Source organism: Micromonospora sp. NPDC047074, assembly GCF_040643815.1.
Lineage (GTDB): Bacteria > Actinomycetota > Actinomycetes > Mycobacteriales > Micromonosporaceae > Micromonospora.
Genome location: NZ_JBEYVB010000003.1, coordinates 325,892 through 350,495, shown reverse-complemented (window position 1 = coordinate 350,495; position 24,604 = coordinate 325,892). Strand labels below are relative to the sequence as shown.

Genomic DNA, 24,604 nt, shown 5'->3' with positions numbered 1-24,604 from the left:
CAGCCGGGCGCTGGCGGCGCGACGCCGCCTACACCCCGTCCTTGCGCCGCGGGCCGGCATCCAGGTATACATTTAACTATCCTAATAGTTAAGTTTGTTTAGCATTGGAGGTGGCGCGTTGCGAAAGCGGTTGAACAAGCTGCTCGTCGGCGGCGCCGTCGGTCTGCTGGCCGCGGCGACAGTGCTGGTCGTCGCCCCCGCCGCGCACTCCGCCGCGGGTGACGAGGCGTGCCGGCCGGACGGGCTCTACCGGGCGCCGGGCGCGGCGGTGCCGTACTGCACCGTCTACGACGCCGAGGGGCGGGAGAAGCTGGGCGCCGACCATTCCCGGCGCATCATCGGCTACTTCACCAGTTGGCGCACCGGGCGCAACGGCGCCCCGGCGTACCTGGCCAGCCAGATCCCCTGGGACAAGATCACCCACATCAACTACGCCTTCGCACACGTCGACGCGGCCAACAAGATCTCCGTCGGTGACCCGAGGGCGGCGGAGAACCCGGCCACCAACATGACCTGGCCGGGCGTCGCCGGCGCCGAGATGGATCCGCAGTACGCCTACACCGGGCACTTCAACCTGCTCAACAAGTACAAGAAGCAGCACCCGAACGTGCGTACGCTGATCAGCGTCGGCGGGTGGGCCGAGACCGGCGGTTACATCGACGCCAACGGCACCCGGATCGACGCGGGCGGCTTCTACCGGATGACCACGAGCGGCGCGAACACGATCAACACCGCCGGCATCAACACCTTCGCCGACTCCGTGGTCGCCTTCCTGCGCACCTACGGCTTCGACGGGGTGGACATCGACTACGAGTACCCGACCTCGAACAACAAGGCCGGCCACCCGCTCGACTTCGCGCAGGCGGACGCCAAGCGGGCCGGGCTCAACGCCTCGTACCAGGTGCTGATGAGGACGCTGCGGGAGAAGCTCGACGCGGCTGCCGCCACGGACGGCAAGCACTACCTGCTCACCGTCGCCGCACCCGCCTCCGGGTGGCTGCTGCGCGGGATGGAGTCCTCCCAGGCGCTGCAGTACCTCGACTACGTCAACATCATGTCGTACGACCTGCACGGGTCCTGGAACCACCACGTCGGGCCGAACGCCGCCCTCTACGACAACGGCGACGACGCCGAGCTGATCGCCGGTGGCGTCTACGGCGCCTACGGCAACATCGGCTACCTCAACACCGACTGGGCCTACCACTACTTCCGGGGCGCGATGCCCAGCGGGCGGGTCAACATCGGCGTGCCCTACTACACCCGCGGCTGGCAGGGCGTCACCGGCGGCACCAACGGCCTGTGGGGTCGGGCCGCCCTGCCCGACCAGACCAAGTGCCCGCCGGGCACCGGCTCGTCGATCGGCTCCACCACCCCCTGCGGCAACGGCGCGGTCGGCATCGACAACCTCTGGCACGACCTGGACGACGCGGGCAGGGAGGTGCCCGCCGGGGCGAACCCGATGTGGCACGCCAAGAACCTGGAACGCGGCATCACCCCGGACTACCTGTCGGCGTACGGCCTGACCCCGGCCACGGACCCGGCCGACCGGATCAGCGGCAGCTACGCCCGCAACTACTCCTCCGCGCTGGTCGCGCCCTGGCTGTGGAACGCGCAGAAGAGCGTCTTCCTCTCCACCGAGGACGAGCAGTCCCTCGGCGCCAAGGCCGACTACGTGGTGAACAAGGGCCTCGGCGGGGTGATGATCTGGGAACTCGCCGGCGACTACGCCTACGACCAGGCCAAGGGCCAGTACGTGATGGGCGAGACACTCACCGGCCTGCTCCACGACAAGTTCCGCGCGGCGCCCGCGTACGGGGCCCGGCGGGCGACCACCGCCCTGCCGAGCCGCACCATCGCCGTGACCGCCACGCTCGGCGGCTTCGCCCTCGGCGACAACAACTACCCGATCAACCCCGAGCTGCGGCTGACCAACAACACCGGCAGCCCGATCCCGGCCGGGGCGCAACTGGAGTTCGACTACCCGACCACCACGCCGACCCTGACCCAGCAGTCCGGCTGGGCCCTGAGCGTCGTCTCCACCGGGCACACGGGCAGCAACGTCGGCGGGCTGCGGGGCGACTACCACCGGGTGCGGCTCACCGTGCCGGCCGCCATCGCCCCGGGGGCGTACGCCGAGGTGACCCTCAACTACCAGTTGCCGATCTCGGGCCCGGCCAACTTCACCCTCGCCTTCGGCGGGCAGACGTACTCGCTGGCCAGCGACCACGCCCGGGGCGCCGTGCCGGTGAACCCGACGCCGAGCCCGACCGGGTCCACCCCGCCGGGTGGCAGCTGCACCGCCCCGGCCTGGTCGGCGGGCACCGCCTACTCGGGCGGGGTGCGGGTGTCGCACGGCGGGCGCACCTGGAGCGCCAGGTGGTGGACGCAGGGCGAGACCCCGGGCAGCGCCGCCGTCTGGGCCGACGAGGGACCCTGCGCGGGGGCGTCCCCGACCGTCCCGCCGGCGAGCCCGACCGCGTCCCCGCCGGCCAGCCCGTCGCCGACCACCACCCCGCCCGGCGGGTCCTGCACCGCGCCGGCCTGGTCGGCGGGGACGGCGTACACCGGCGGGGCCCAGGTCTCGTACGCCGGCCGCCGGTGGACCGCCCGGTGGTGGACGCAGGGTGACGTGCCGGGCGCGGGCACGCAGGACGTCTGGGCCGACAACGGCCCCTGCTGAGGACGGTGGGCGGGTCACCGGTCGACCGGTGACCCGCCCACCCGGCTCCCGTTCGCGTGCCGCCCGGTGATGCTCTTCTCTCCGGTGACCTTCCCGGCGGGACAGCTTTCCGCCTGGTTTCAGGCCGTGCATGACGTCCTGCCATTCCGGCCGGCCGCAGACCTGATCCGCGCCGGACTGCGTCTGACACATTTACCCCCAGCGGACGCGACCTCATCGTGCTCCTGGTCTGCTGCGCGATCGCGATCAGCGTCCGGGCCCCCGATCCGCCGAGCCTGACGGGCCGCACACCGCCATGACAAGGTGTACGGACAAACGGATGGAGCGGCACATGACAGAGATCGACCTTCCTCTGCCTCCCGTCGTGGATGCCGAAGCGTGGGCGGAAGCACGGCGCGTGCTTCTCCTGCAGGAAAAGGCGCTCACGCGGATGAAGGACTCCGTCGCGGCCATGCGGCGGCGGCTGCCCGTCGTGGAGGTCACCACCCCCTACGTCTTCGAAGGGGCCGATGGCCCGGTGAGTCTCCTCGGCCTCTTCGGAGACCGGCCGCAGCTCATCGTGCAGCACTTCATGTTCGCCGATGACTGGGAGGAAGGATGTGACGGCTGCTCGATGATGGCCGACCACATCGGCCCTCTCAGCCACCTGCGGGCGCGACGCACATCGTTCGCGCTCGTGTCCCGTGCACCGATCGAGAAGCTCACGGCATTTCGCACGCGGATGGGATGGGATCTGCCGTGGGTGTCCTCCGGAGGAACGACCTTCAACGACGACTTCGGGGCCACACAGGACGGAGAGGAACGGCAGGCGATCAGCGTCTTCATCCGACGCCGCGACCGCGTGTTCCATTCGTGGTCGACGTTTGCCCGGGGCGAGGAGCCGTTCATGCTCGTGTTCGACCTCCTCGATCTCACCCCCTACGGACGACAGGAGTCCTGGGAGGACTCCCCCGAGGGGTGGCCGCAGGAGCCGACCTACTCCTGGATGCGGCTGCAAGACCGTTACGGCGCCGAGGCTGACCAGTGCGCGCACCATGCGGCGCCCCCGCGCCCGACGGAAGGCGCCACGCCCGACCTCGTGTGACCTGACGAAGGCGGGCCCCACCAGACCGGCCAAGAACGCCGCGCGTCGAGATGGTCAGTTGTGGAGTGCTCGTTGCAGGACCGCGCGAAGGTGCTCCGGGTCGGCGGGTCCGTTGTCGAGGAGTATCGCGGTGCAAAGCCCGTCGGAGGCAGCGACCACTCCAGCGATGGCGACGGGGTCGTCGGTGAGGGTGGCGGAGAGTTCGGCGACGTTCTCCCGCCACCGGCGCGCCACGGGCCGCAGTGCGGGCCGGCGGGCTGCGAGGGTGGCGAGTTCCCGTTCGGCCAGCGCACGCTCGCGGCCCGCACCGGCGGTCTCGGCGATGAGTTCGGCCAAGCCGGCTAGCTTGTCCCCGGGGGCGTCGATGATCTGGCGGATGCGGGCGGTGTAGACGTCGGCGACGCTGGTCAGGGCAGCGACGAGCAGGTCGTCGAGAGTCGAGAAGTAGTACGTACTCAGGGACGTGGTGATGCCGGCTTGCTTGGCGACGGTGCGGTGGGTGACGCCCGCGGCGCCGTCACGGGTGACAACCGCCAGCGTGGCCTCGATGATCTCGCCTCGGCGTCGCGCGCCGCGGGCGAAGCGTCCGTCGGCGTGTTCGGCGTCGTCCCGGCCGGTCATCTCCACCTCCTCACGACTTTCATCCCGAGGATAGTCGGACCATCGTTCAAACGTCGGCGTCGGTGTGCTGCGCCTGTCCGAGCTGGGGCACGTGGCGCAGCATGCGCAGGCACAGCACCGTGGCGGCGGCGATCGCGAGCCCGGCGACCACGGTGGAGACGTTCAGCCCCGTGGTGAAGGCGAGCTGGGCATCGACCAGCGCGGCGGGTGGGAGGTCATCGGCGATCGCGACGGCGCTGCTGAGGCTGTCGGTCAGCGCCGTTGCCTCTCCGTCGGACAGGCCGGCTGGCACGGTCAGGTGGGTGCGGTAGATCGCGGTGGTCAGGCTTCCCAGGATGGCCACGCCGACGGCGATGCCGAGTTCCTGGACGGTTTCGGACAGCGACGCTGCCGAACCGGACTTCGCTGCCGGTGCGGCGCCGACGACGATGTCGGTGCCCAGGGCGGCGATCGCGCCCAGGCCGAGGTAGACGAATGCGAACCCCGCGGCCACCGGCAGCTCGTCGTCCAGGCCGGCGGTGGCCAACAGGGCATAGCCGATCAGCGAAACGCCCAGTGTGCCGCCCATGACGTAGCCCGGCCGGATGCGCCGGGCGAGCACGGGCGCGCCGATGCCGGCGGTGAACATCGCCAGCGCGGGCGGCCCCATCCACAGGCCCGCCACGAACGGGCTCAACCCTTCCACCAGTTGCAGGTACTGCGTGACGAGGTACATGGTGCCGCCCATACCCACGAGTCCGACCAGCAGCACGGTCAGCGCGACGCTGAACGCCCGGTTCTCGAACAGGGAGACGTCCAGCAACGGGTCGGCCAGGCGGGATTGCCGGCGCCAGAACGCCGCGCCGGCGATCACCCCCACCACCACGGCGATGATGACGCTGGCATCGAAGCCCTCGCCGGCAGCGTGCTTGACGGCATAGACGATCGGAAGGATCGCCGCCAGCGACAACGCCACGCTGGTCAAGTCGAGCCGACCAGCATGCGGGTCCGCGTACTCCGGCAGCAGCGCCCGCCCCAGCAGCACGATCGCAGCGACCGGCACCGCGAACAGGAACGCGACACCCCACCAGAAGCGGTCGACCAGCACACCGCCGACGATCGGCCCGGCCGCCATCCCGGCGGCGAACATCGTGGCCCACACCCCGATCGCCACCGCCCGCTTCTGCGGGTCGGGAAACATGTTCGAGATCAGCGACAGCGTGGACGGCATCAGGGTCGCGCCCGCAATCCCCAGCAGGGCGCGTGCAGCGATCAGCAGCTCCGCGCTCGGCGCGAACGCCGCGACCACCGAGACCGCTGCGAACGCAGCGATCCCGATCATCAGCAACCGGCGCCGCCCGACACGGTCCCCCAGGGTGCCCATCGTGACGAGGAACCCGGCCAGCAAGAAGCCGTAGGCATCCATGATCCACAGCGTCTGCGTTGCCGACGGCGCGAGGTCGGCCGCCATGGCCGGCAGCACCAGATACAGCACCGTCACGTCCAATCCCAGCAGGAACGTAGGAAGCGCCAACACCGCCATCCCCGCCCACGCCCGTACGCCCGCGGGTACGGCAGCTCTTCCGCTCATCAGCTCCTCCTTGTTCGACCCACAAACAGTTGTACGATAGTTCAATTAGAACTAACGTTCAACTAATGGGGTGAAGTGAAGCCTGTGCCGGCGCTGGGCAGTCACCGTCACCGCTACCCCGCGCCGCAGGCCCGCACTGCCGCCGGCCTTCCGGGTAGCCTGACCGCCATCATGGACGGTCACCGATCTGTCGTGTCCCGGCTCCTGCCACCGCCGGGCCTGCCCCGGGCGATCGCGTACCAGTCCGGCATGGTCGCCGTCGGCAGTGGCACGTTCCTCACCGGCAGCATCGTGTTCTTCACCGAGGTCCTCGGGCTCAGCCCGGTGCAGATCGGGATCGGTTTCTCGATCGCGGGGCTCGCCGGGGTGGTCACCTCGCTGCCGCTGGGCGCGCTGGCCGACCGGATCGGCGGGCAGCGGTCATGGGCCCTCGGCGCGCTCGGATCGGCGCTGACGTTCGCCGCCTACCCGCTCGTGACGTCCTTCGCCGGCTTCGTGGTGCTGATGGTGGTCGCCGCCGTCACCGACTCGTTCGCCAACGCCGGGCGCACCATCTACACCGCCGCCGCCATGCCGGCGGAGGACCGGGTGCGGACGATGGCGTACGCGCGCTCGTACCTGAACGCCGGATTCACCGTCGGCACCGGGCTCGGCGCCCTCGCGTTGGCGTTCGACTCCCCCGCCGCGCTCGTCGCCATGGTGCTGCTCAACTCGGCGTTGTCGCTGCTCAACGCCGGCCTGGTCGCCCGACTGCCGGCCGCGCCGGTGGTGCGGCACGACGAATCGGCCCCCGCCTCCCGGTGGGCGGTGCTGAAGGATCTCCCCTACGTCACGACCGCCGTGCTGCTCGCCGTCATGATGTTCCACTCGGTGATCCTCGTCGAGATCCTGCCGCTCTGGGCGATCACCCACACCGACGTCCCGAAACCGGTCCTCGGCGCGATGCTGGCCCTCAACACGGTGCTGGTGATCACGTTGCAGGTGCCCGCGGCGCGCGGCGCGGACTCGCTTCCCGGCGCGGCCCGCCTGATCCGCCGGGGCGCCCTGGTCACCGCGGTCGCCTGCCCCGTGGCCGCGCTCGCCGGTCGGACCGGCGGCGGGTGGACCGTCGTCGCGCTCGTCGGCGTCGTGGTGCTGGTGACGACCACCGAGCTGTGGTTCTCGGCGGCGCTCTGGTACTTCCAGACCAACGTGCCGCCCGCCGCCGCGCGCGGTGCCTATCTCGGCACGGCGCAGACCATCAGTTCGGCGGCGGACGTCTTCGCCCCGGTCGGCCTGACCCTGCTCGCCGTCCAGACCGGTGGCTGGGGCTGGTGGGTCGTCGCGGCGATCTTCGTGGGCTGCGCGCTCGCCGCGGGCCCGGCCGTCGGCTGGGTCGCCCGGACGCCCCGGACCGACGGACGCACCGGCGCGCTTCCGGCGACGTCCGGACCGGCCGTCGAGACCACCGCACGGCCCACCTCCGCCTGACGGTCGGAGATCGACCAACTCCTTGACAGCGTATGGACACATTGGAATCCTTCGAGCGGAGGCGATCCGATGAGCGATGACGACGACACCCGGACGTACGCGGTGGTCGTGAACGACGAGGAACAGTTCTCGATCTGGTGGGACGACCGGGAACTGCCCGCCGGCTGGCGGCGTGAGGGCACCACCGGGTCACGCGGCGAATGCCTCGCCCGGATCGACGAGGTGTGGACGGACATGCGGCCCCTGTCGTTGCGGCGCTGGATGGACGAGCACGCCACCACCGGCTGACGCCGCGGCGGACGAGGGCGCATGAACGACAGTCTCCAGCGGTATCCGGCCCTCGCCGTGCAACGCGGGATGGTGTTGCAGGCCCTTCGGCAGCCCGACGCGGGCGTGGACGTCCAGCAGGTCACGATGAGGTGGGACGCCCCACCGGACCGGGACGCTTTCGTCGCCGCCTGGCAGGCCGCGACCCGCCGGCACGCGGTGCTGCGTACGGCCTTCGAGGTGGACGGTGACCACGGCGTGGTCCAGGTCGTCCGGTCCACGGTGGAGCCCGACCTGCGATGGCGGGAGACGACGCTCGGCGACTTCCTCCCCACCGACCGGTACGAACCCTTCGACGTCGGGCGGGCGCCCCTGCTCCGGGTCACCGCCCTGAGTGACCACCACGTCGTCGTCACCTTCCACCATGCGATCCTCGACGGCCGCTCCACCCGGATGCTGCTCGACGAGCTGCTCACCGACTACGCCGCACGTCGAGCCGGCCGGGTACCGGACCCGCCGCGCCGGCCGCCGTTCGCGGACTTCGTGCACTGGTGGGGCACGCGCGACCCGGCCGCTGGCGACGCGTTCTGGAAGGAACAGCTCGCCGGTGCCCCGATGCCCCGCGGGCTCCCGGGCCGCCTCGACGCCGACCCGGGCGCGCGCGGCGTGCCGGCCTCGCACGAGGTCTTCCTGTCCCGGCCGGACTCCGACCGGCTCCGCGCCGCCGCCGCCCGGGTCGACACCGGTGTCGGCGCCGTGGTCCACGCGGCATGGGCGCTGCTGCGCGGCGCCTACGGCGGGGTCGACGACGTCACCTTCGCGGTCACCAGATCCTGCCGGTACGGCAGCGTCCCGGACGCCGAGCAGATCCTCGGGCTGCTCATCAACACGGTGCCGCTGCGGATCCGGCTCGACCCGCGGTGGACGGTGCGGCGGTTCCTCGCCGAGGTGGCGGACCGGATCCGGCAGATCCGCGAGCACCAGCTCACGCCGCTGCACCGCATCCTCAACCAGGCCGGCCTGGAGCCCGACACCCCGATGCTGGACAGCCTCGTGGTGTTCGAACGGCAGCGGCTGGGCACCGCGCTGGCCGAGGGCGGGCCGGAGGCGGCCCGGCGCTCCGCGCGCGTACACCGCCTGCCCGGCTATCCGCTGACCGTGCACGCCTTCGACGAACCGGAGCTGCGCCTCGGCGTGGCGTGGGACGCCACCCGGCTGCTGACCGCCTCGACCCGGCGGATCCTCGCGCAGTTGCAGCACACCGTGCTGGAGTTGGCCGAGCGGCCGGACGCCCGCCTGGCCGACCTGGATCTCGGCGCCGCCGGGGAGGCACCGCTGCGCGCCGCCTGGAACGTCACCCGGCGGCCCTATCCCCGCGACGCGTCCGTTCCCGAGGTCTTCGCGGCCCGCGTGGCCGACGACCCGGCCGCCACCGCGCTGGTGGTCGGCGATCACACCGTCTCGTACGCCGAACTTGACCGGGCGGCCGACCGGCTGGCCCGGGCGCTGCGCGGGTACGGGGTGACCGGGGAGAGCCCGGTCGCCGTGCTGCTCCCCCGCGGCGAACCGCTGATCCGTGCCCTGCTGGGCGTGCTCAAGGCCGGCGGCGCCTATCTTCCCGTGGACCCGGCCGCGCCACCCGCCCGGATCGCGGGCCTGCTGGCCGCCAGCGGTACCCGCCTGCTGCTGACCACCCCCACGATCGCCGCCGGCCTGCCCGATCCGGGTGAGGTCCGGGTGCTGGACATCGACGCTACGCCCGGGGAACCGGTGCCGGCCGGGCCACCGCCGCGGCGGATCCACCCGTTGCGGCTCGCCTGCGTCCTGCACACCTCCGGCTCGACCGGGCCGCCCAAGCGGGTCGGGATCACCCACCGGGGCGTGGTACGGCTGGTGACCGGCCCGGACTTCGCCACCCTCGGGCCCGGCGAGCGGCTGCTCCAGTTCGCCCCGACCGCGTTCGACGCGTCCACCTGGGAGATCTGGGGTGCGCTGCTGACCGGCGCCACGGCGGTGGTCGCGCCGCCGGACCCGGTCGACCTCACCCGGCTGGCCGCGCTGATCCGTACCGGTGGGGTCACGGTCGCCTTCCTCACCGCCGGGCTGTTCCGGCAGCTCGCCGAGGAGGACGTCACGGCGTTGGCGGGCGTCCGGCAGCTGCTCACCGGCGGGGACGTGGCCGACCCGGGCGCGGTCCGCGCCGTGCTCGCCGCGCGCGGCGGACTTCCGCTGGTCAACGCGTACGGGCCGACCGAGAACACGACGTTGACCAGTTGCCACCGGATGAGCGGCGCCGGGCCGGTGGGTGACCGGGTGCCGATCGGCCGTCCCGTGCCGCAGACCACCGTCCACGTGCTCGACGCGAACGGCCGGCCGGTGCCGGTCGGGGTCGCCGGCGAGCTGTACGCCGGCGGCGACGGGCTGGCCCGCGGCTATCTCGGCGATCCGGCAGCGACCGCCCGGGCGTTCGTGCCGGACCCGCAGGTGCCGGGCGAACGCCTCTACCGGACCGGTGACGTCGTCCGCTGGCGCGCGGACGGGGTGCTGGAGTTCCTCGGCCGCCGCGACGACCAGGTGAAGATCCGAGGATTCCGGGTCGAACCGGGCGAGGTGGAGGCGGTGCTCAGGGCGCACCCGGCGGTCGCCGCGGCAGCGGTGGGCGTCCGGGGCGACGGGGCGGAGCGCCACCTGGTCGGCTACGTCACGCCGGCCGGCCCGGCGGCGCCGACCCCGGACAACCTGCGTGACCACGTCGCCGCCCGGCTGCCGGCCCACCTGGTGCCGGCCGGGTTCGTCGTCCTCGACCGGCTGCCGTTGACCGCGTACGGGAAGGTCGACCGGGCGGCGCTGCCGGCACCCGAGCCCGCCGAGGGGGACCCGGACGTCGTCGGGGCCGCCACGCCGACGGAACACCGGCTGGCCGAACTCTGGTCCCGGCTGCTGCCCGGCGGTCGTCCGCCCACGAGCATCGGGCGGGAGACCAGCTTCTTCGCCCTCGGCGGCAACTCGCTGACGGCCACCCGGTTGATGTTCCGGATCCGCGAGGCGTTCGGCGTGGAGCTGGGCGTGGGCCCGTTCTACCAGGCGCCGACCCTGGCCGCGACCGCGGCGGCGCTCGACACGTCGACCGGATCGGCGCCGGGTGGGCCCGGGCCCGCGCTGCGCCGCCGCGAGCGGGTGTCGCAGCACGCCGGGCGGGACCGGCCCGAGCGCCTGGCCCGGTTGACCGACGGGTGGGCCCTGTGGCGCACCGTCTGCCTGCGGGGCGCCGGCCTTCCGGTCGACCTGCTCGCCCCGCTGGGCGACCCGGAACTCGCCGCCGCCGCCGACCGGGTGGTGGCGGCCCGGGCCGACGGGGACCCGGCCGGCATCGCCCGCGCCGAGGCGGCGTACGCGGCCACCTACCCGGCGGCGGTGGGTCGGCTCACGGTCGCGCTGCACGCGGTGGCGGGCCATCCCCGGTTCCGCGAGGCGGTGGCCTGGCAGAACCCGCACGCGCTGCGCACCGGCGTCGACGCGCTGCTGCGCAGGGGGCCCGGGAATCCGACCCGCAACACCAAGCACCGCCAGCACGAGGCGCTGGTCACCAGTTACCTCCAGCGCTACTGCGCGAAGAACGACACCATCGGGTTCTTCGGGCCGGTCGGGTGGGCCCGGATCGAGCCCGGCGCGGGCGTGCGGGTCGACCCCGCCGACCCGCCGGCGCTGCTCGCCGAGCGGACCGTCTACCTGGAGGGATGGGCGGTCGCGGCGGTGCTGGCCCCGTACGCGGTCCGGCTGCGTCCGTGGCTCGTACCCCGGCTCATGCCCTTCCTGGACCTGGCCGGGACGACGCTGCGGGTGCCGCTCTCCGCGCCGGTGGCGCTACGCGAGGCCGAGGCGGCGGTGCTGCGCGCCTGCGACGGGGTCCGCGACGCGAACGAGGTGGCCCGGGCCGTGCTGGCCACGCCGGGGTCGGGACTGCGCTCGACGCGGGAGGTGCACGAGGTGCTGCAGACGTTGGCCGCCGCCCACCGGATCGCCTGGCAGCCGGAGGTGGCGCCGCACGACACCCGACCGGAGGAGACCGTGCGGGCCCGGCTGGCCCGGGTCGACGACGAGGCCGTGCGCGCGCCCGCGCTCGCCGCCGTGGACGAGCTGTGCGCCGCCCGGGACGCGCTCGCCGCCTGCGCCGGTGACCCGGACGGCCTGGCCGCCGCGATGGCCCGCCTGGAGACCACGTTCACCCGGCTCGCCGGTGTCCCGGCCACCCGGCGCGCCGGCACGATGTACGCCGGGCGTACCCCGGTCTACGAGGAGTGCCTGCGGGCCGGCACGGTCGCCGTCGGTGAGGCGGGTCTGGACGGGATCCGTGCGGCGCTCGGCCTGGTCCTGGACAGCGCACGCTGGTTCACCGCTGCCGGCGCGACGCTCTACCAGCGCCTCTGCACCGAGATCTACCGGCGTCGCGCCGCCGAACTGGGCACCGGCACGATCCCGCTGGCCGACTTCTGGCTGCTGGCCGGCGAGGCGCTGTTCCACCCACCGGAACGGCTGACCGCCCTGCTCACCGCCGCGCTGCACCGCCGCTGGGCCGACGTGCTGGCGCTGCCGGCGGGCCAGCGGCGGATCCGGCTCACGGCGGCGCGGCTCGCGCCGGCGGTGGCCACCGCCTTCCCGGCCGGGCGGCCGGGCTGGCCCACCGCGCGGCAGCACAGCCCGGACCTGATGCGGGCCGGCGACGAGTGGGTGCTGGGCGAGCTGCACCCGGGCGTCAACACCCTGCGGTACGCCACCTGGGTGGCCTACCACCCGGAGGTGGCCGCCCTGCGCGCCGCGCTGGCCCAGGACCTGGGCGCCGGGGCGGTCTATCCCGCCGAGACCGGCCAGGAGGGCGGCGTACCGACCAGGCAGAGCAACGCGCTGACCGGCCCCGGCGACATCCGGCTGGTGTTCGCCCACGACTCGTTCGGGCACGACCCGCGCCGCAGCCTGCGCGTCGGCGAGTGCGACCTGGTCGAGGTGGCCGGCGGGCTGCGGGTACGGTCGCGCGACGGGCGGTTCGACATGGAGCTGATGCACGTCCTCGGCGACGTGGTCGGCGCCGGGCTGTCCCAGCTCTTCCGCGTCCTGCCCCCCGCGGCGCACCAGCCCAGGGTGACCATCGACTCCCTCGTGGTCAGCCGCGAGTCCTGGACGTTCGCCGCCGCCGACCTCGCCTTCGCCGACACCCGGGACGAGGCGCTGCGGTTCCGGCAGGCGCGGGCCTGGGCCGGCGGGCACGGCCTGCCGCGGCACGTGTTCCTGCGCTGTGCGGGCGAGCGGAAGCCGGTCCACGCCGACCTGACCAGCCTCGCCTCGGTCGACCTGGTGTCCCGCTCCGTACGCCGGGCCCGCCGGCACGCCGGCGACGACGCCAGGGTCGCCGTGGTGGAGATGCTGCCGGCGCCGGACCAGCTCTGGCTCACCGGGCCCGACGGCCGGTACACCGCCGAGCTGCGGGTCGTCGCGGTCGACGGGCAGGTGCGCTGAGATGGACGTCTTCGAGTTCCCGGCGTCGGCCGCCCAGCGGCGGATGTGGCTGCTCGACCAGCTGGACCCGGGCCAGCCGACCTACCACGTCGGCTGGTCGGTGTGGCTGGACGGCCCGCTGGACCGGGCCGCCCTCGGCGGGGCCTGGGCGGCGGCGGTCGCCCGGCACGAGATCCTGCGCACCACCCTCCGGGCCAACGGCGGGCGACCGGTCCAGGTGGTCCACGACGGCGCCCGCGCGACCGCCCTGGAGGCGCTGGCTCTCGACCACCTGCCCGAGGCCGACCGGGAGGCGGCGGCCCGGGCCGCGCTGCGGGAGCACGCCCGCACCCCGTTGTCGCTGGAGCGGGCCCCGTTGGCCCGGGTCCGGCTGCTGCGACTCGGCCCGCAGCGGCACGTGCTGGCGCTGGTGGCACACCACGCGATCGTCGACGGCTGGTCGTTGCGGTTGCTCCTCGACGAGCTCTGCGCCGACTACGAGGCGCTGCGCGACGGCCGGCCGCCCGCGTCGGTCGAGCCGCCGCTGCAGTACGCGGACTTCGCCCTCTGGGAGCGGGAGCACGTCGACGCGGGCGGCCACGCCGAGGCGGAACGCTTCTGGTCGACCGAGTTGGCCGGTGCCCCGCCGGAGGTGCCGCTGCCGGTCGACCACCCGTACCCGGACCGGCTGTCGCCGGCCGCCGCCGAGGTGGCGGTGCCGGTCGACGGGGAGTTGGCCGGGGCGCTGCGCCGCCTGGCCGAGGCCCGGGGCAGCACCCTCTTCGCCGTGCTGCTGACCGCGTACGCCGCCCTGCTGTCCCGGCTCAGCGGCGCGGACGAGGTGCTCGTCGGCGTGCCCGTGGCCGGGCGTACCCGGATCGAGACCGAGCCGATGCTGGGCCTCTTCGCCAACACGGTCGCGATCCGGGCGGCGCTGCGCGGCGACCCGACGCTCGCCGAACTCCTCGACCGGCTGCACGCCGCCACGGCGCGCGCCCAGGCCCACCAGGACCTGCCGTTCGCACGGGTGGTCGAGCTGTGCCGGCCCCCGCGGCAGCCGTCGCGGGCACCCCTGGTGCAGGTGATGTGCACGGTCGAGGAGGCCCTGCCGCCGGTGGACCGGGGGGCGGTGCGGTGGCGGCCCGAGCCGGTGCCCACCGGCACCGGCAAGTTCGAACTGGAGCTGGCCGCCGTCGTCGGCCCCGACGAGCTGTCGGTACGGCTGCGCTACCTCACCGACCTCTTCGCGCCGGCCAGCGCGGACCGCTTCGCCGACGCCCTGGCCGCGATCCTGACCGCGCTGGCGACCGCCCCCCGGACCCGCGTCTGCGACGTGGACCTGCTCTCCCCCGCGACGGCCGACCTCGTCACCCGGGTGTGGCCGGCGGCCCGCTCCGGGTCCGTCCCGCCGCCGGGGAGCACCGGGGCGTCGCTCGTGGCCGGGATCGACGCCGGCGACCGGGTGGTGATCACCGGCGACGACGCGACCCTGACCGGGGCCGCGCTGCGCGGGCTCACCGCCCGGATCGCCACCGGGCTGCGCGGTCTGGGCGTACGGGCCCAGGAGACCGTCGGCATCGTGCTGCCCCGGGGAGCACGGCCGCTCCCGGCGTTGCTGGGCGTCTGGCGGATCGGCGCGGCGTACCTGCCGCTCGACCCGACCCATCCGCCGGGGCGGCTGCGCGGGATGCTCGCCGACGCCGGGGTGCGGGTGGTCGTCACCGACAGCGGCGCCGTCCCCGCCCCGCTGCTGGCCGAGCTGGCAGCGTCGGTGACCCTGCTCGACCTGGCCGCGCCGGAGCCGGCCAACTCCGGCGCGCAGCCAGCATTGCCGGCCGCCGCGGAGGCGCAGCCGGTTCTGCCGCCGCCGTGTGCGGTGCCGGCCACCGCGGCGGCGTACGTGCTGTTCACCTCGGGGTCCACCGGCCGGCCGAAGGCGGTCACCGTCACCCAGGGCGCGGTGGCGCACCTGCTGCACGCGTTCCGCGAGCTGGTCCCGCTGGGGCCGGCCGACCGGGTGCTCTCGGTGAGCCCCTTCGCGTTCGACATCGCCCTGCTCGACCTGCTGCTGCCGCTGCTGTGCGGTGCGCCGGTGGTGGTGGCCGGCGAGGACGACGTGATCGACGGGAACCGGCTGCGCCGGCTGCTCGACACGACCGGGGCCACGATGCTCCAGGCGACGCCGACGACCTGGCGGATGCTGGTCGCGGCCGGCGGGGTGCCGGCCGGGGTGCGGCTGCGCCTCAGCGGCGGGGAGGCCCTGCCCCGGGCCCTCGCCGACGCCCTCGCGGAGCCGGGCACGCGCCTGTGGAACCTCTACGGCCCGACCGAGACGACTGTCTACTCGACCGGGGCGGAGGTCGAGCCGGGGTCGGTGCCGCCGGACCTCGGCCCGGCCGTCGCCGGCAGCCGGGTGTACGTGCTGGACCGGTGGCTGCGCCCGGTACCGCCGGGTGTGGTCGGCGAGATCTGCATCGGTGGCGCGGGAGTCGGCCAGGGCTACGCCGGGGCGCCCGGTGCGACCGCCGACCGGTTCGTGCCCGACCCGTTCGCCCCGGGTGGACGGCTCTACCGCAGCGGGGACCTGGGCCGGTGGCTGCCGAACGGGCGTATCGAGCCGCTGGGGCGGGCCGACCGGCAGGTGAAGGTGCGCGGGTTCCGGGTCGAGACGGCAGAGGTCGAGGCGGTGCTGCGCGGCCACCCGCAGGTGCGTGACGCGGTCGTGACGACCGTGTCCGACGTGGACCACGACGGCGTACGGCTGGTCGGGTACGTGGTCACCGACCCGGCCACGACCGGCCCGCCGGCCGGGCTGTCCGAGTACGCGCGCCGGTTCCTGCCCGCGCACATGGTGCCGGCGGTCGTCGTGGCGCTGCCGGAGGTGCCCCGGACCTCCCGCGGCAAGCTGGACCTGCGTGCCCTGCCGCCGCCCGACAGGACCGCGGGCCTCCGCGAGGCGCGGGTCGCTGCGCGCACCCCGACGGAGCGGGACCTGGCGGGGTTGGTGGCCGACCTGCTGGGCCTGCCCGAACCGGTCGGGGTCACCGACAACTTCTTCGCGCTGGGCGGGCACTCCGTGAAGGCCACCCAGCTGATGGCTCGGATCTGGACGGCGTACGGCGTGGACCTCCCGGTCCGGACGCTCTTCGACGACCCCACCGTGGCCGGCCTGGCCTCGGCGGTCACCGCCGCCGGGGTCGCCGCGGCGCCCGGCGCTGTCGAACCCGCGGGGACCGGCGCGGCGCCCCACTCCGGCGCGGAGTATCTCGACACGTTGACCGATGCCGACGTCGACGACCTCCTCGCCGGGATGGACCGGCCGTCGAGGTGGGACGGGTGACCGGTCCGCCGGAGCCGCCGGCCTGGCTGGCGGCGGTGCTCGCCGCGCTCGCCGAGGGCGACGTCCGAGCCGGCCCCGGGGACGCCGCCCCGAACACGACAGCGGACTGGCGACGGCGGGTGGACGTCGAGCTCGACCGGCTCGCCGGCCGGGTGCCGTTCCGGGTGGTGTACGACTGGCCCGCACGCGTACTCGCCTCGACACCGGGTGGTGACGCCGGCCGGGTGGTGGGCGACCTGCTCCGCCGGGCGCTGGCCGGTGACCGGGCCGGGGCGGACGAGTGGCGCGGCGCGCTGCGGCCCGCGCTGCGCGAGCTGTACCGGGCCGCCTACCCGTACGCCGACGCGCGGGCGGTCGCGTACGCCAACGCCCACGCCTACGCGACCGCCAACGGATACGGTCCGGACGACGTGGTGGAGTTCGCCGGGCACTACGCCGACCTGAGCACCGGGGCGAATGCCGAGGCGTTCGCCGACGCCAACGCCATCGCCAACGCCGACGCGCTGGCGGGCGCCCTGGCGGCGGCGGACGAGCGGGCGTACGCCGAGACGTTCCCGGCGGCCCTGGCGCGCGCGTACGCCCTGGCGGCGGCGAACCGGGCCGACCCGGTGGGTGCGCCGGAGGCGGTGCGGGCGGCGTACGGACGGTTGGCCGAGGCGCTGGCCGAAAGTCTGCACGACGTGTCGGATTAGGGCCCCCCGGACCCGTCCGTCGGCCCCTGGTTTCGGCCTGCCGAGTCATCTACTGTGGATCCACTTTGGCCGATGTGACGCGGCGCGACCCAGCGGATACTCAAGGGGGCACACTTGCCGGACGACCACCCGATCCGCGTCCCGGCCCCCGCCGGCGTCCCGCCGGCACGAACGTCCGCCGAGGTCGAGCGCCTGCCGGACCGGTCCGGTCTCCTGCCGCTCTCCTTCGCGCAGCGGCGGCTGTGGTTCCTGGAGCGGCTCGGTCGGGTCGGGCACGCCTACCACATGCCCCTCGCCCTCCAGCTCGACGGCCGGCTGGACCGCGACGCGTTGCGGGCGGCCCTGGACGCTCTGGTGGACCGGCACGAGGCCCTGCGCACCCGCGTCGTCGCCGACGGCGCGGACGCGGCCCAACGCATCGACCCGCCCGGGGGCGGGTTCCCGCTCCGGCTGGAGGACCTGACCGGGCACGCCGATGCCGCCGCCGCCCTGGCCGGGCTCCAGCAGGAGGAGAGCACGGCCCCGTTCGACCTGGCCGCCGGCCCGCTGGCCCGGGGTCGGCTGGTCGTCCTCGCCCCGGACCGGCACGTGCTGCTGCTGACCATGCACCACATCGTCAGCGACGGCTGGTCGCTGGGAATCCTCACCCGCGAGCTGGGGGTGTTGTACGCCGCCCACCACGAGGGCCGACCCGATCCGCTACCACCCCTGCCAGTCCAGTACGCCGACTACGCCGCCTGGCAACACCAATGGCTCACCGACGGCACCCTCCACCGCCAGGAAACCCACTGGCGACAGGTCCTCACCGACGCCCCCACCCTGCTCGACCTACCCACCGACCGACCCCGACCCACCGAACAGGACCACCACGGCGCCTACCTGCCCATCACCATCGACCCCGAACTCACCACCGCCCTCAAAACCCTCACCACCGGCCACGGCACCACCCTCTACATGACCCTGCTCACCGCCTGGGCCATCGTCCTGTCCCGACTCACCGGCCAAAACGACCTCATCATCGGCACCCCCACCGCCAACCGCCGCCGCACCGAACTCGAAAACCTCATCGGCTTCTTCGTCAACACCCTCGCCCTGCGCATCGACCTCACCAACCACCCCACCACCACAGAATTGCTCCACCGCGTCCGCGAGGTCACCCTCACCACCCTCGACCACCAGGACCTCCCCTTCGAACACGTCGTCGAAGCCGTCAACCCCACCCGCAACCTCGCCCACACCCCCCTCTTCCAGGTCATGTTCGCCTGGCAGAACGCCGAGGGCGTGGACCTGGAGCTGCCCGGTGTGCAGGTGACCGCGCTGCGCAGCCCGTGGACCAGCGCCAAGTTCGACCTCACCCTCTCCCTGGCCGAGCACGACGGGCGCATCACGGGCAGCCTCGAATACGCCACCGCGCTCTTCGACACCGCCACCGCCGAGCGGCACGTCCGCCACCTGCAGCACGTCCTCACCCAACTCGTCGCCCACCCCGACCGGCCCGTCGACCAACTGGCGATGTTGGACCCGGCCGAGCGCCGCGAACTTCTCGCGGCCTGGGGTGAGGCGACCGCGCACCCGGCCGGAACGACGATCCCCGCGCTGTTCGCGGAGCGGGTCACGGCGGCCCCCGACGCGGTCGCGGTCACCTTCGAGGGCAGCTCGCTCAGCTACCGCGACCTCGACACCCACGCCAACCGGCTCGCCCACCACCTCCGCGCGCACGGCGTCGGCCCCGACACCCTCGTCGCGGTCTGCCTGGAACGCTCACCGGAGCTGATCGTCGCGCTGCTGGCCGTCCTCAAGGCCGGCGGCGCGTACGTCCCGCTCGACCCGGCCCATCCCGCCGAGCGCCTCGCCGAGTTGCTGCGCGACAGTGCCCCGGTCGCCGTACTCGCCCACGCCGCCACCCGCGCCACCCTCGACGGGCTGACCACCGCACCGCTGGTCGACCTCGACACCACCGACGTCGCCGACCAGCCCGCCACCAGCCCCGACCCCGGCACCCGACCCGACCACCTCGCCTACGTCATCCACACCTCCGGCTCCACCGGCCGGCCCAAGGGCGTCATGGTCGAGCACGCCAACGTCGTGCGGCTCTTCTCCGCCACGGCCGGGTGGTTCGACTTCGGTCCGACCGACGTGTGGAGCCTCTTCCACTCCTACGCGTTCGACTTCTCGGTGTGGGAGATCTGGGGGGCACTGCTGCACGGCGGCCGGCTGGTGATCGTCCCCCGGCTGACCACCCGCTCCCCCGCCGACTTCCACCGGCTCCTCTGCGACGAGGGCGTGACCATCCTCAACCAGACCCCCAGCGCGTTCCGCGGCCTGATCGCCGCACAGGCCGACAGTGCCCGATCCCACCGGCTGCGTACGGTCGTCTTCGGTGGCGAGGCGCTGGACCCGACGATGCTGCGGCCGTGGTACGCCGACGCGCGCAACGGACGCACCGGGCTGGTCAACATGTACGGCATCACCGAGACCACCGTGCACGTGACCTACCGCCCGCTGACCCCGGCCGACGCCGAACGGCCGGGCGCGAGCCCGATCGGGCGGCCCATCGGGGATTTGCGCCTCTACGTGCTCGACGGGCGGGGCGAACCGGTGCCCCCCGGGGTCGTCGGTGAGCTGCACGTCGGCGGCGCGGGGGTCGCCCGCGGCTACCTCAACCAACCGGCGCTGACCGCGGACCGCTTCCGGCCCAGCCCGTTCGTGGCCGGGGACCGGCTCTACGCCACCGGCGACCTCGTCCGCCACCGCACCGACGGCGGTCTCGACTACCTGGGCCGCAACGACTCCCAGGTGCAGCTCCGTGGCTACCGCGTCGAACTGGGCGAGATCGAGGCCCAGCTCGCCGCCTGTCCCGGCGTACGCGACGCGGTGGTGAGGGTCACGACCGACGCCACCGGTGAGCCGCGCCTGGTCGGCTACTACACCGCGTCGGTACGCCGGCTGACCGCCGAGGCGCTGCGGGCCCGGCTGGCCGGTGTCCTGCCGGAGCACATGGTCCCGGCCGCGTACGTGCGGGTCGCCGAGTGGCCGCTCACGCCCAACGGCAAGCTCGACCACCGGGCGCTGCCCGAACCCGACGGGTCGGCCCTCGCCGCCCGGCACTACGCCGCGCCGGTCGGCGCGACGGAGAGCGTCCTCGCCGCCATCTGGGCGGAGGTGCTCGGCGTCGAACGGGTCGGCCGGCACGACAACTTCTTCGCGCTGGGCGGGCACTCGCTGCTGGCCCTGCGGGTGCTGGAACGGATGCGCCGCCACGGCCTCTCCGCACACGTCCGCACGCTCTTCGCCGCGCCGGTCCTGGCCGACCTGGCCGCGGCGGTGGGTGCCGGCGCGGAACGGGTCGACGCGCGCACGGAACCCATCCCGGTCGGCTGCGAACGGATCACCCCGGACCTGCTGCCGCTGGTGGAGCTGAGCCAGGCGGAGATCGACGCGGTCGTCGCCACGGTCCCCGGCGGGGCGCCGAACGTGCAGGACATCTACCCCCTGGCCCCGGTGCAGGAGGGCATGCTCTTCCACCACCTGATGGCCCGCGACCGGGACCCCTACCTGGTCACCACCGTCCTGCGCTTCGCCGACCGGGACCGGCTGGACCGCTACCGCGCCGCGCTGGAGGCGGTGATCGCCCGGCACGACGTGCTGCGTACCGGGGTGGTGTGGCACGGGATGAACGAACCGGTGCAGGTGGTGTGGCGCCGGGCGCCACTGCCGGTGGCGGAGGTCCCGCTCGATCCGGCGGGCGACGACCCGCTCCGGCAGCTGCGCGAGCACGTCGACCGGCGGTACGGCCGCCTGCCCCTCGACCAGGCTCCCCTGCTGCGGCTGCTGGTCGGGCGGGACCCGCGCGACGGCGGGTGGCTGGTGGTGGAGCTGCTGCACCACATCGTCGACGACAACACCTCCCTCAAGCAGCTCCGGGCCGAGGTCCGCGCGTACCTCGCCGGCGAGGGCGACCGGTTGCCGCCGCCGCTGCCCTTCCGCGACTTCGTCGCGCGGATCCGGCACGGCGCCGACCGGGCCGGGCAGGAGAGCTTCTTCCGCCGGATGCTCTCCGACGTCGACAGCCCGACCGTGCCCTTCGGCCTGCGGGACATCCACGGCGACGGGCATACCATGCGCGACGCCCGGCTGCGGCTCGGGGCGGAGCTGACGGGGCGGCTGCGGCAGCGGGCCCAGGCCCTCCAGGTCGGGGTGACCAGCCTCTTCCACGTCGCCTGGGGGCAGGTGCTGGCGCGGGCCGCCGGCCGGCGGGACGTCGTCTTCGGCACCGTGCTCTCCGGCCGGATGGACGCCGGTGCGGGCAGCGACCGGGTCCTCGGGCCCTTCCTCAACACGCTCCCGCTGCGGGTCACCGTCGACGCCACCGGCGCCGTCGAGTGCGTGCTGCGCACCCACGAGAGGCTGACCGGGCTGATCCGGCACGAGCACGCGTCGCTGGCGCTGGCCCAGTCGTGCAGCCAGGTGGCGCCGCCCGCTCCCCTCTTCACCGCGCTGCTCAACTACCGGCACGCCGAGGTGCTGGCCGAGTCGGCGACGCCCGCGCCGACGCCCGACGCGGACGACCTCACCTACCTGGCCGCGCAGGAACGCGGCAACTACCCGCTCGCGCTGGACGTCGACGACCTGGGCGACGACGTCGTGCTGACCGTCGCCGTCGCGGCCGGGGTGGCGCCCGAGCGGGTCTGCGCGATGGTCGAACGGGCGCTGGAGACGCTTGCCGACGCGCTGGAACGAACGCCGGACGCGGCGATCGGCGGGCTGGACGTGCTGCCCCCCGCCGAGCGGCGTCGACTGGTCGAGGAGGGCAACGACGCCACCGTCGCGTACCCGCCGGGGCGTCTGGTGCACCACCTCGTCGAGGCCCAGGTGGCCCGCGACCCGGAGGCCGTGGCGCTCGTCCTCGGCGACGAGCGGCTCAGCTACGGCGAGTTGAACACCCGGGCCAACCGGCTGGCCCACCACCTTCGGGCCCGGGGCGTCGGCCCGGACCGGCTGGTGGCGATCTGCGTCGAGCGGTCACTGGACACGGTGGTGGGACTGCTGGCGGTCCTCAAGGCCGGTGGCGCCTACCTTCCGCTCGACCCGGCGTACCCGGTCGACCGGCTCGCCGCCATGCTGCGCGACAGCGCGCCGGTGGCGGCGCTGACCCACGGCCCCGCCCGCGATCGGCTGCACGCCGCGCTGGCCGGGCTCGACACCCCGGTGGTCGACCTGGACCGGGACGCGGCGGGCTGGGCGGAGCTGCCGGCGACGGACCCGGTCGTCGACGGGTTGGGCGCGCACCACCTGGCGTACGTGATCTACACGTCCGGCACGTCCGGCACCGCCAACGGGGTGCTGGTGGAGCACCGGCAGCTGGTGGCCGTCGCCGCCGCCTGGGAACGCCTGCTCGACCTGCGCCCCGGCCTGGTGCACCTGCAGATGGCGAGCTTCTCGTTCGACGTCTTCACCGCCGACGTGGTGCGGGCGCTCGGCTTCGGCGGGCGGTTGGTGCTCTGCCCCCGACCGCTGCTGCTGGACAGCGCCGGCCTGTACGAACTGCTGCGCCGCCACGACGTGGACTTCGCCGACTTCGTGCCGGCGGTGCTCAACCCGTTGCTGGCACACCTGGAGTCCACCGGTGGCAGCCTCGCCGCGCTGGCGACGGTGGTCTGCGGCTCGGACGCCTGGACCGCCGCCAACGCCGCCCAGCTCCGGGCCCGGTGCGGGCCGGGGGTGCGGATCGTCAACGCGTACGGGGTGACCGAGGCGGCCGTCGACAGCACCTGCCACCTGCTCCCGGCCGATCCCGCCGGGGCGACCTGCCTGCCGATCGGCCGGCCGCTGCCCAACGTGCGGGTCTACCTGCTCGACGGCGAGGGCGAGCCGGTCCCGGACGGGGCGGTCGGCGAGATCCACATCGGCGGCGCGGGGGTGGCACGCGGCTACCTGAACCGGCCGGAGCTGACCGCGCGGCGCTTCCGGCCCAGCCCGTTCGTGCCGGGCGAACGGCTCTACCGCACCGGTGACCTGGGCCGCCGCCTGCCGGACGGGGACCTGGAGTTCCTGGGCCGCGACGACTTCCAGGTGAAGATCCGGGGCTTCCGCGTCGAGCTCGGCGAGATCGAGTCCCGGCTGGCCGCCGTCGGGGGCGTACGGGAGGCGGTCGTCGTGGCCCGCCCGGACGCCGGCGGCCACCAGCGGCTCGTCGCGTACGTGCTGGCCGGGGCGGGGCCCGTGCCGGACGCCGCGCGGTTGCGGGACCGGCTCGCCGGCGAACTGCCCGACTACATGGTGCCCGCCGCGTACGTACCGCTGCCCGCCTGGCCGCTGACGCCCAACGGCAAGCTGGACCGGGCGGCACTGCCGGCACCGGACGGGCAGGCCTTCGGCCAGCGTGGGCACGTCGAGCCGGTCGGCCTGCTGGAGACCATGGTCGCCGGCGTCTGGGCCGAGGTGCTGGGCATCGAGCGGGTCGGGCGGCACGACGACTTCTTCACGCTGGGCGGCCACTCGCTGCTCGCCATGCGGCTGGTCGCCAGGATCCGGCAGGTGCTGGGGCGGGAGGTCTCACCGGCGGCGCTCTTCGCGGCGCCGACCCTGAGCGCCTTCGTCGCCCGGTTGACGCCGGACGGTCGCGACGTGCTGCCCCCGATCCGCCCCGTCGACCGCCGCGGCGCGCTGCCACTCTCCTTCGCCCAGCGGCGGCTGTGGTTCCTGGAGCGGCTCGGCGGCCTCGGCCACGCGTACCACATGCCGCTCGCCCTGGAGTTGGCCGGCTGGCTGGACCACGCCGCGCTGCGGGCGGCCCTGGACTCCCTCGTCGCCCGGCACGAGGCCCTGCGCACCCGAATCGTCCCCGCCGGCGCCGACGCGCACCAGCACGTCGACCCGCCCGGGGCGGGCTTCACCCTGCTCACGCACGACCTGACCGGCGCGCCCGACGCCGCCGCCCGGCTGGCCGGGCTTCAGGACGAGGAGTTCACCGCCCCGTTCGACCTGACGACCGGTCCCCTGATCCGGGGCCGCCTGGTCACCCTCGCCCCGGACCGGCACGTCCTGCTCGTCACGATGCACCACATCGTCTCCGACGGCTGGTCCATCGGCGTCCTGACCCGCGAGCTGGGGGTGTCGTACGCCGCGCACCACGAGGGCCGACCCAACCCGCTACCACCCCTGCCAGTCCAGTACGCCGACTACGCCGCCTGGCAACACCAATGGCTCACCGACGGCACCCTCCACCGCCAGGAAACCCACTGGCGACAGGTCCTCACCGACGCCCCCACCCTGCTCGACCTACCCACCGACCGACCCCGACCCACCGAACAGGACCACCACGGCGCCTACCTGCCCATCACCATCGACCCCGAACTCACCACCGCCCTCAAAACCCTCACCACCACCC

Annotated in this window: 10 protein-coding genes (1 of these 10 only partly in view); 8 read left to right on the top strand and 2 right to left on the bottom strand. The window is 74.1% G+C overall.

Going from position 1 to position 24,604, the window contains the following annotated elements:
* Positions 1-118 precede the first annotated feature (118 nt).
* Together ABZ809_RS08105 and ABZ809_RS08100 are read left to right on the top strand one after the other, a co-directional pair.
* On the top strand, positions 119-2,680 hold the full coding sequence (locus tag ABZ809_RS08105; RefSeq protein ID WP_357561732.1) for a glycosyl hydrolase family 18 protein: 2,562 nt from the start codon (positions 119-121) through the stop codon (positions 2,678-2,680).
* 331 nt (positions 2,681-3,011) lie between these two features.
* Positions 3,012-3,764, top strand: coding sequence for a DUF899 domain-containing protein (locus tag ABZ809_RS08100; RefSeq protein ID WP_357561731.1), 753 nt, complete (start codon positions 3,012-3,014; stop codon positions 3,762-3,764).
* Positions 3,765-3,818: 54 nt separating this feature from the next.
* On the opposite strand, the gene ABZ809_RS08095 is transcribed toward ABZ809_RS08100, so the two are convergent.
* Entirely contained in the window at positions 3,819-4,385 is a 567-nt protein-coding gene (locus ABZ809_RS08095) for a TetR family transcriptional regulator (RefSeq protein WP_357561730.1), read from the bottom strand.
* A gap of 46 nt (positions 4,386-4,431) precedes the next feature.
* Complete coding sequence (locus ABZ809_RS08090) at positions 4,432-5,955, bottom strand: MFS transporter (RefSeq protein WP_357561729.1); 1,524 nt, start codon at positions 5,953-5,955, stop codon at positions 4,432-4,434.
* A gap of 192 nt (positions 5,956-6,147) precedes the next feature.
* Between ABZ809_RS08090 and ABZ809_RS08085 the strand changes: the two genes are divergently transcribed.
* The 6 genes from ABZ809_RS08085 to ABZ809_RS08060 form a co-directional block, all read left to right on the top strand.
* Positions 6,148-7,425 (top strand): MFS transporter, encoded by a 1,278-nt coding sequence (locus ABZ809_RS08085; protein WP_357561728.1) that lies wholly within the window; start codon positions 6,148-6,150, stop codon positions 7,423-7,425.
* 69 nt (positions 7,426-7,494) lie between these two features.
* Positions 7,495-7,713, top strand: a complete 219-nt coding sequence (locus tag ABZ809_RS08080; protein ID WP_357561727.1) for an MbtH family NRPS accessory protein — start codon at positions 7,495-7,497, stop codon at positions 7,711-7,713.
* Positions 7,714-7,734: 21 nt separating this feature from the next.
* Positions 7,735-13,203 carry an amino acid adenylation domain-containing protein gene (locus ABZ809_RS08075; protein ID WP_357561726.1) on the top strand — a complete coding sequence of 1,823 codons (5,469 nt, stop codon included), beginning with the start codon at positions 7,735-7,737 and terminating at the stop codon, positions 13,201-13,203.
* Between the two features lies 1 nt (position 13,204).
* A complete protein-coding gene (locus ABZ809_RS08070; protein WP_357561725.1) occupies positions 13,205-16,522 on the top strand; it encodes an amino acid adenylation domain-containing protein in 3,318 nt (1,105 codons plus the stop codon).
* On the top strand, positions 16,519-17,214 hold the full coding sequence (locus ABZ809_RS08065; RefSeq protein WP_357561724.1) for a hypothetical protein: 696 nt from the start codon (positions 16,519-16,521) through the stop codon (positions 17,212-17,214). The genes ABZ809_RS08070 and ABZ809_RS08065 overlap by 4 nt, the downstream gene beginning before the upstream one ends.
* A 114-nt stretch (positions 17,215-17,328) precedes the next feature.
* On the top strand, positions 17,329-24,604 hold the 5' portion of the coding sequence (locus ABZ809_RS08060) for an amino acid adenylation domain-containing protein (RefSeq protein ID WP_357561723.1). It continues 6,308 nt past the right edge of the window; 7,276 of the gene's 13,584 nt are visible here — the first part of the coding sequence; the start codon lies at positions 17,329-17,331; its stop codon lies beyond the right edge, outside the window.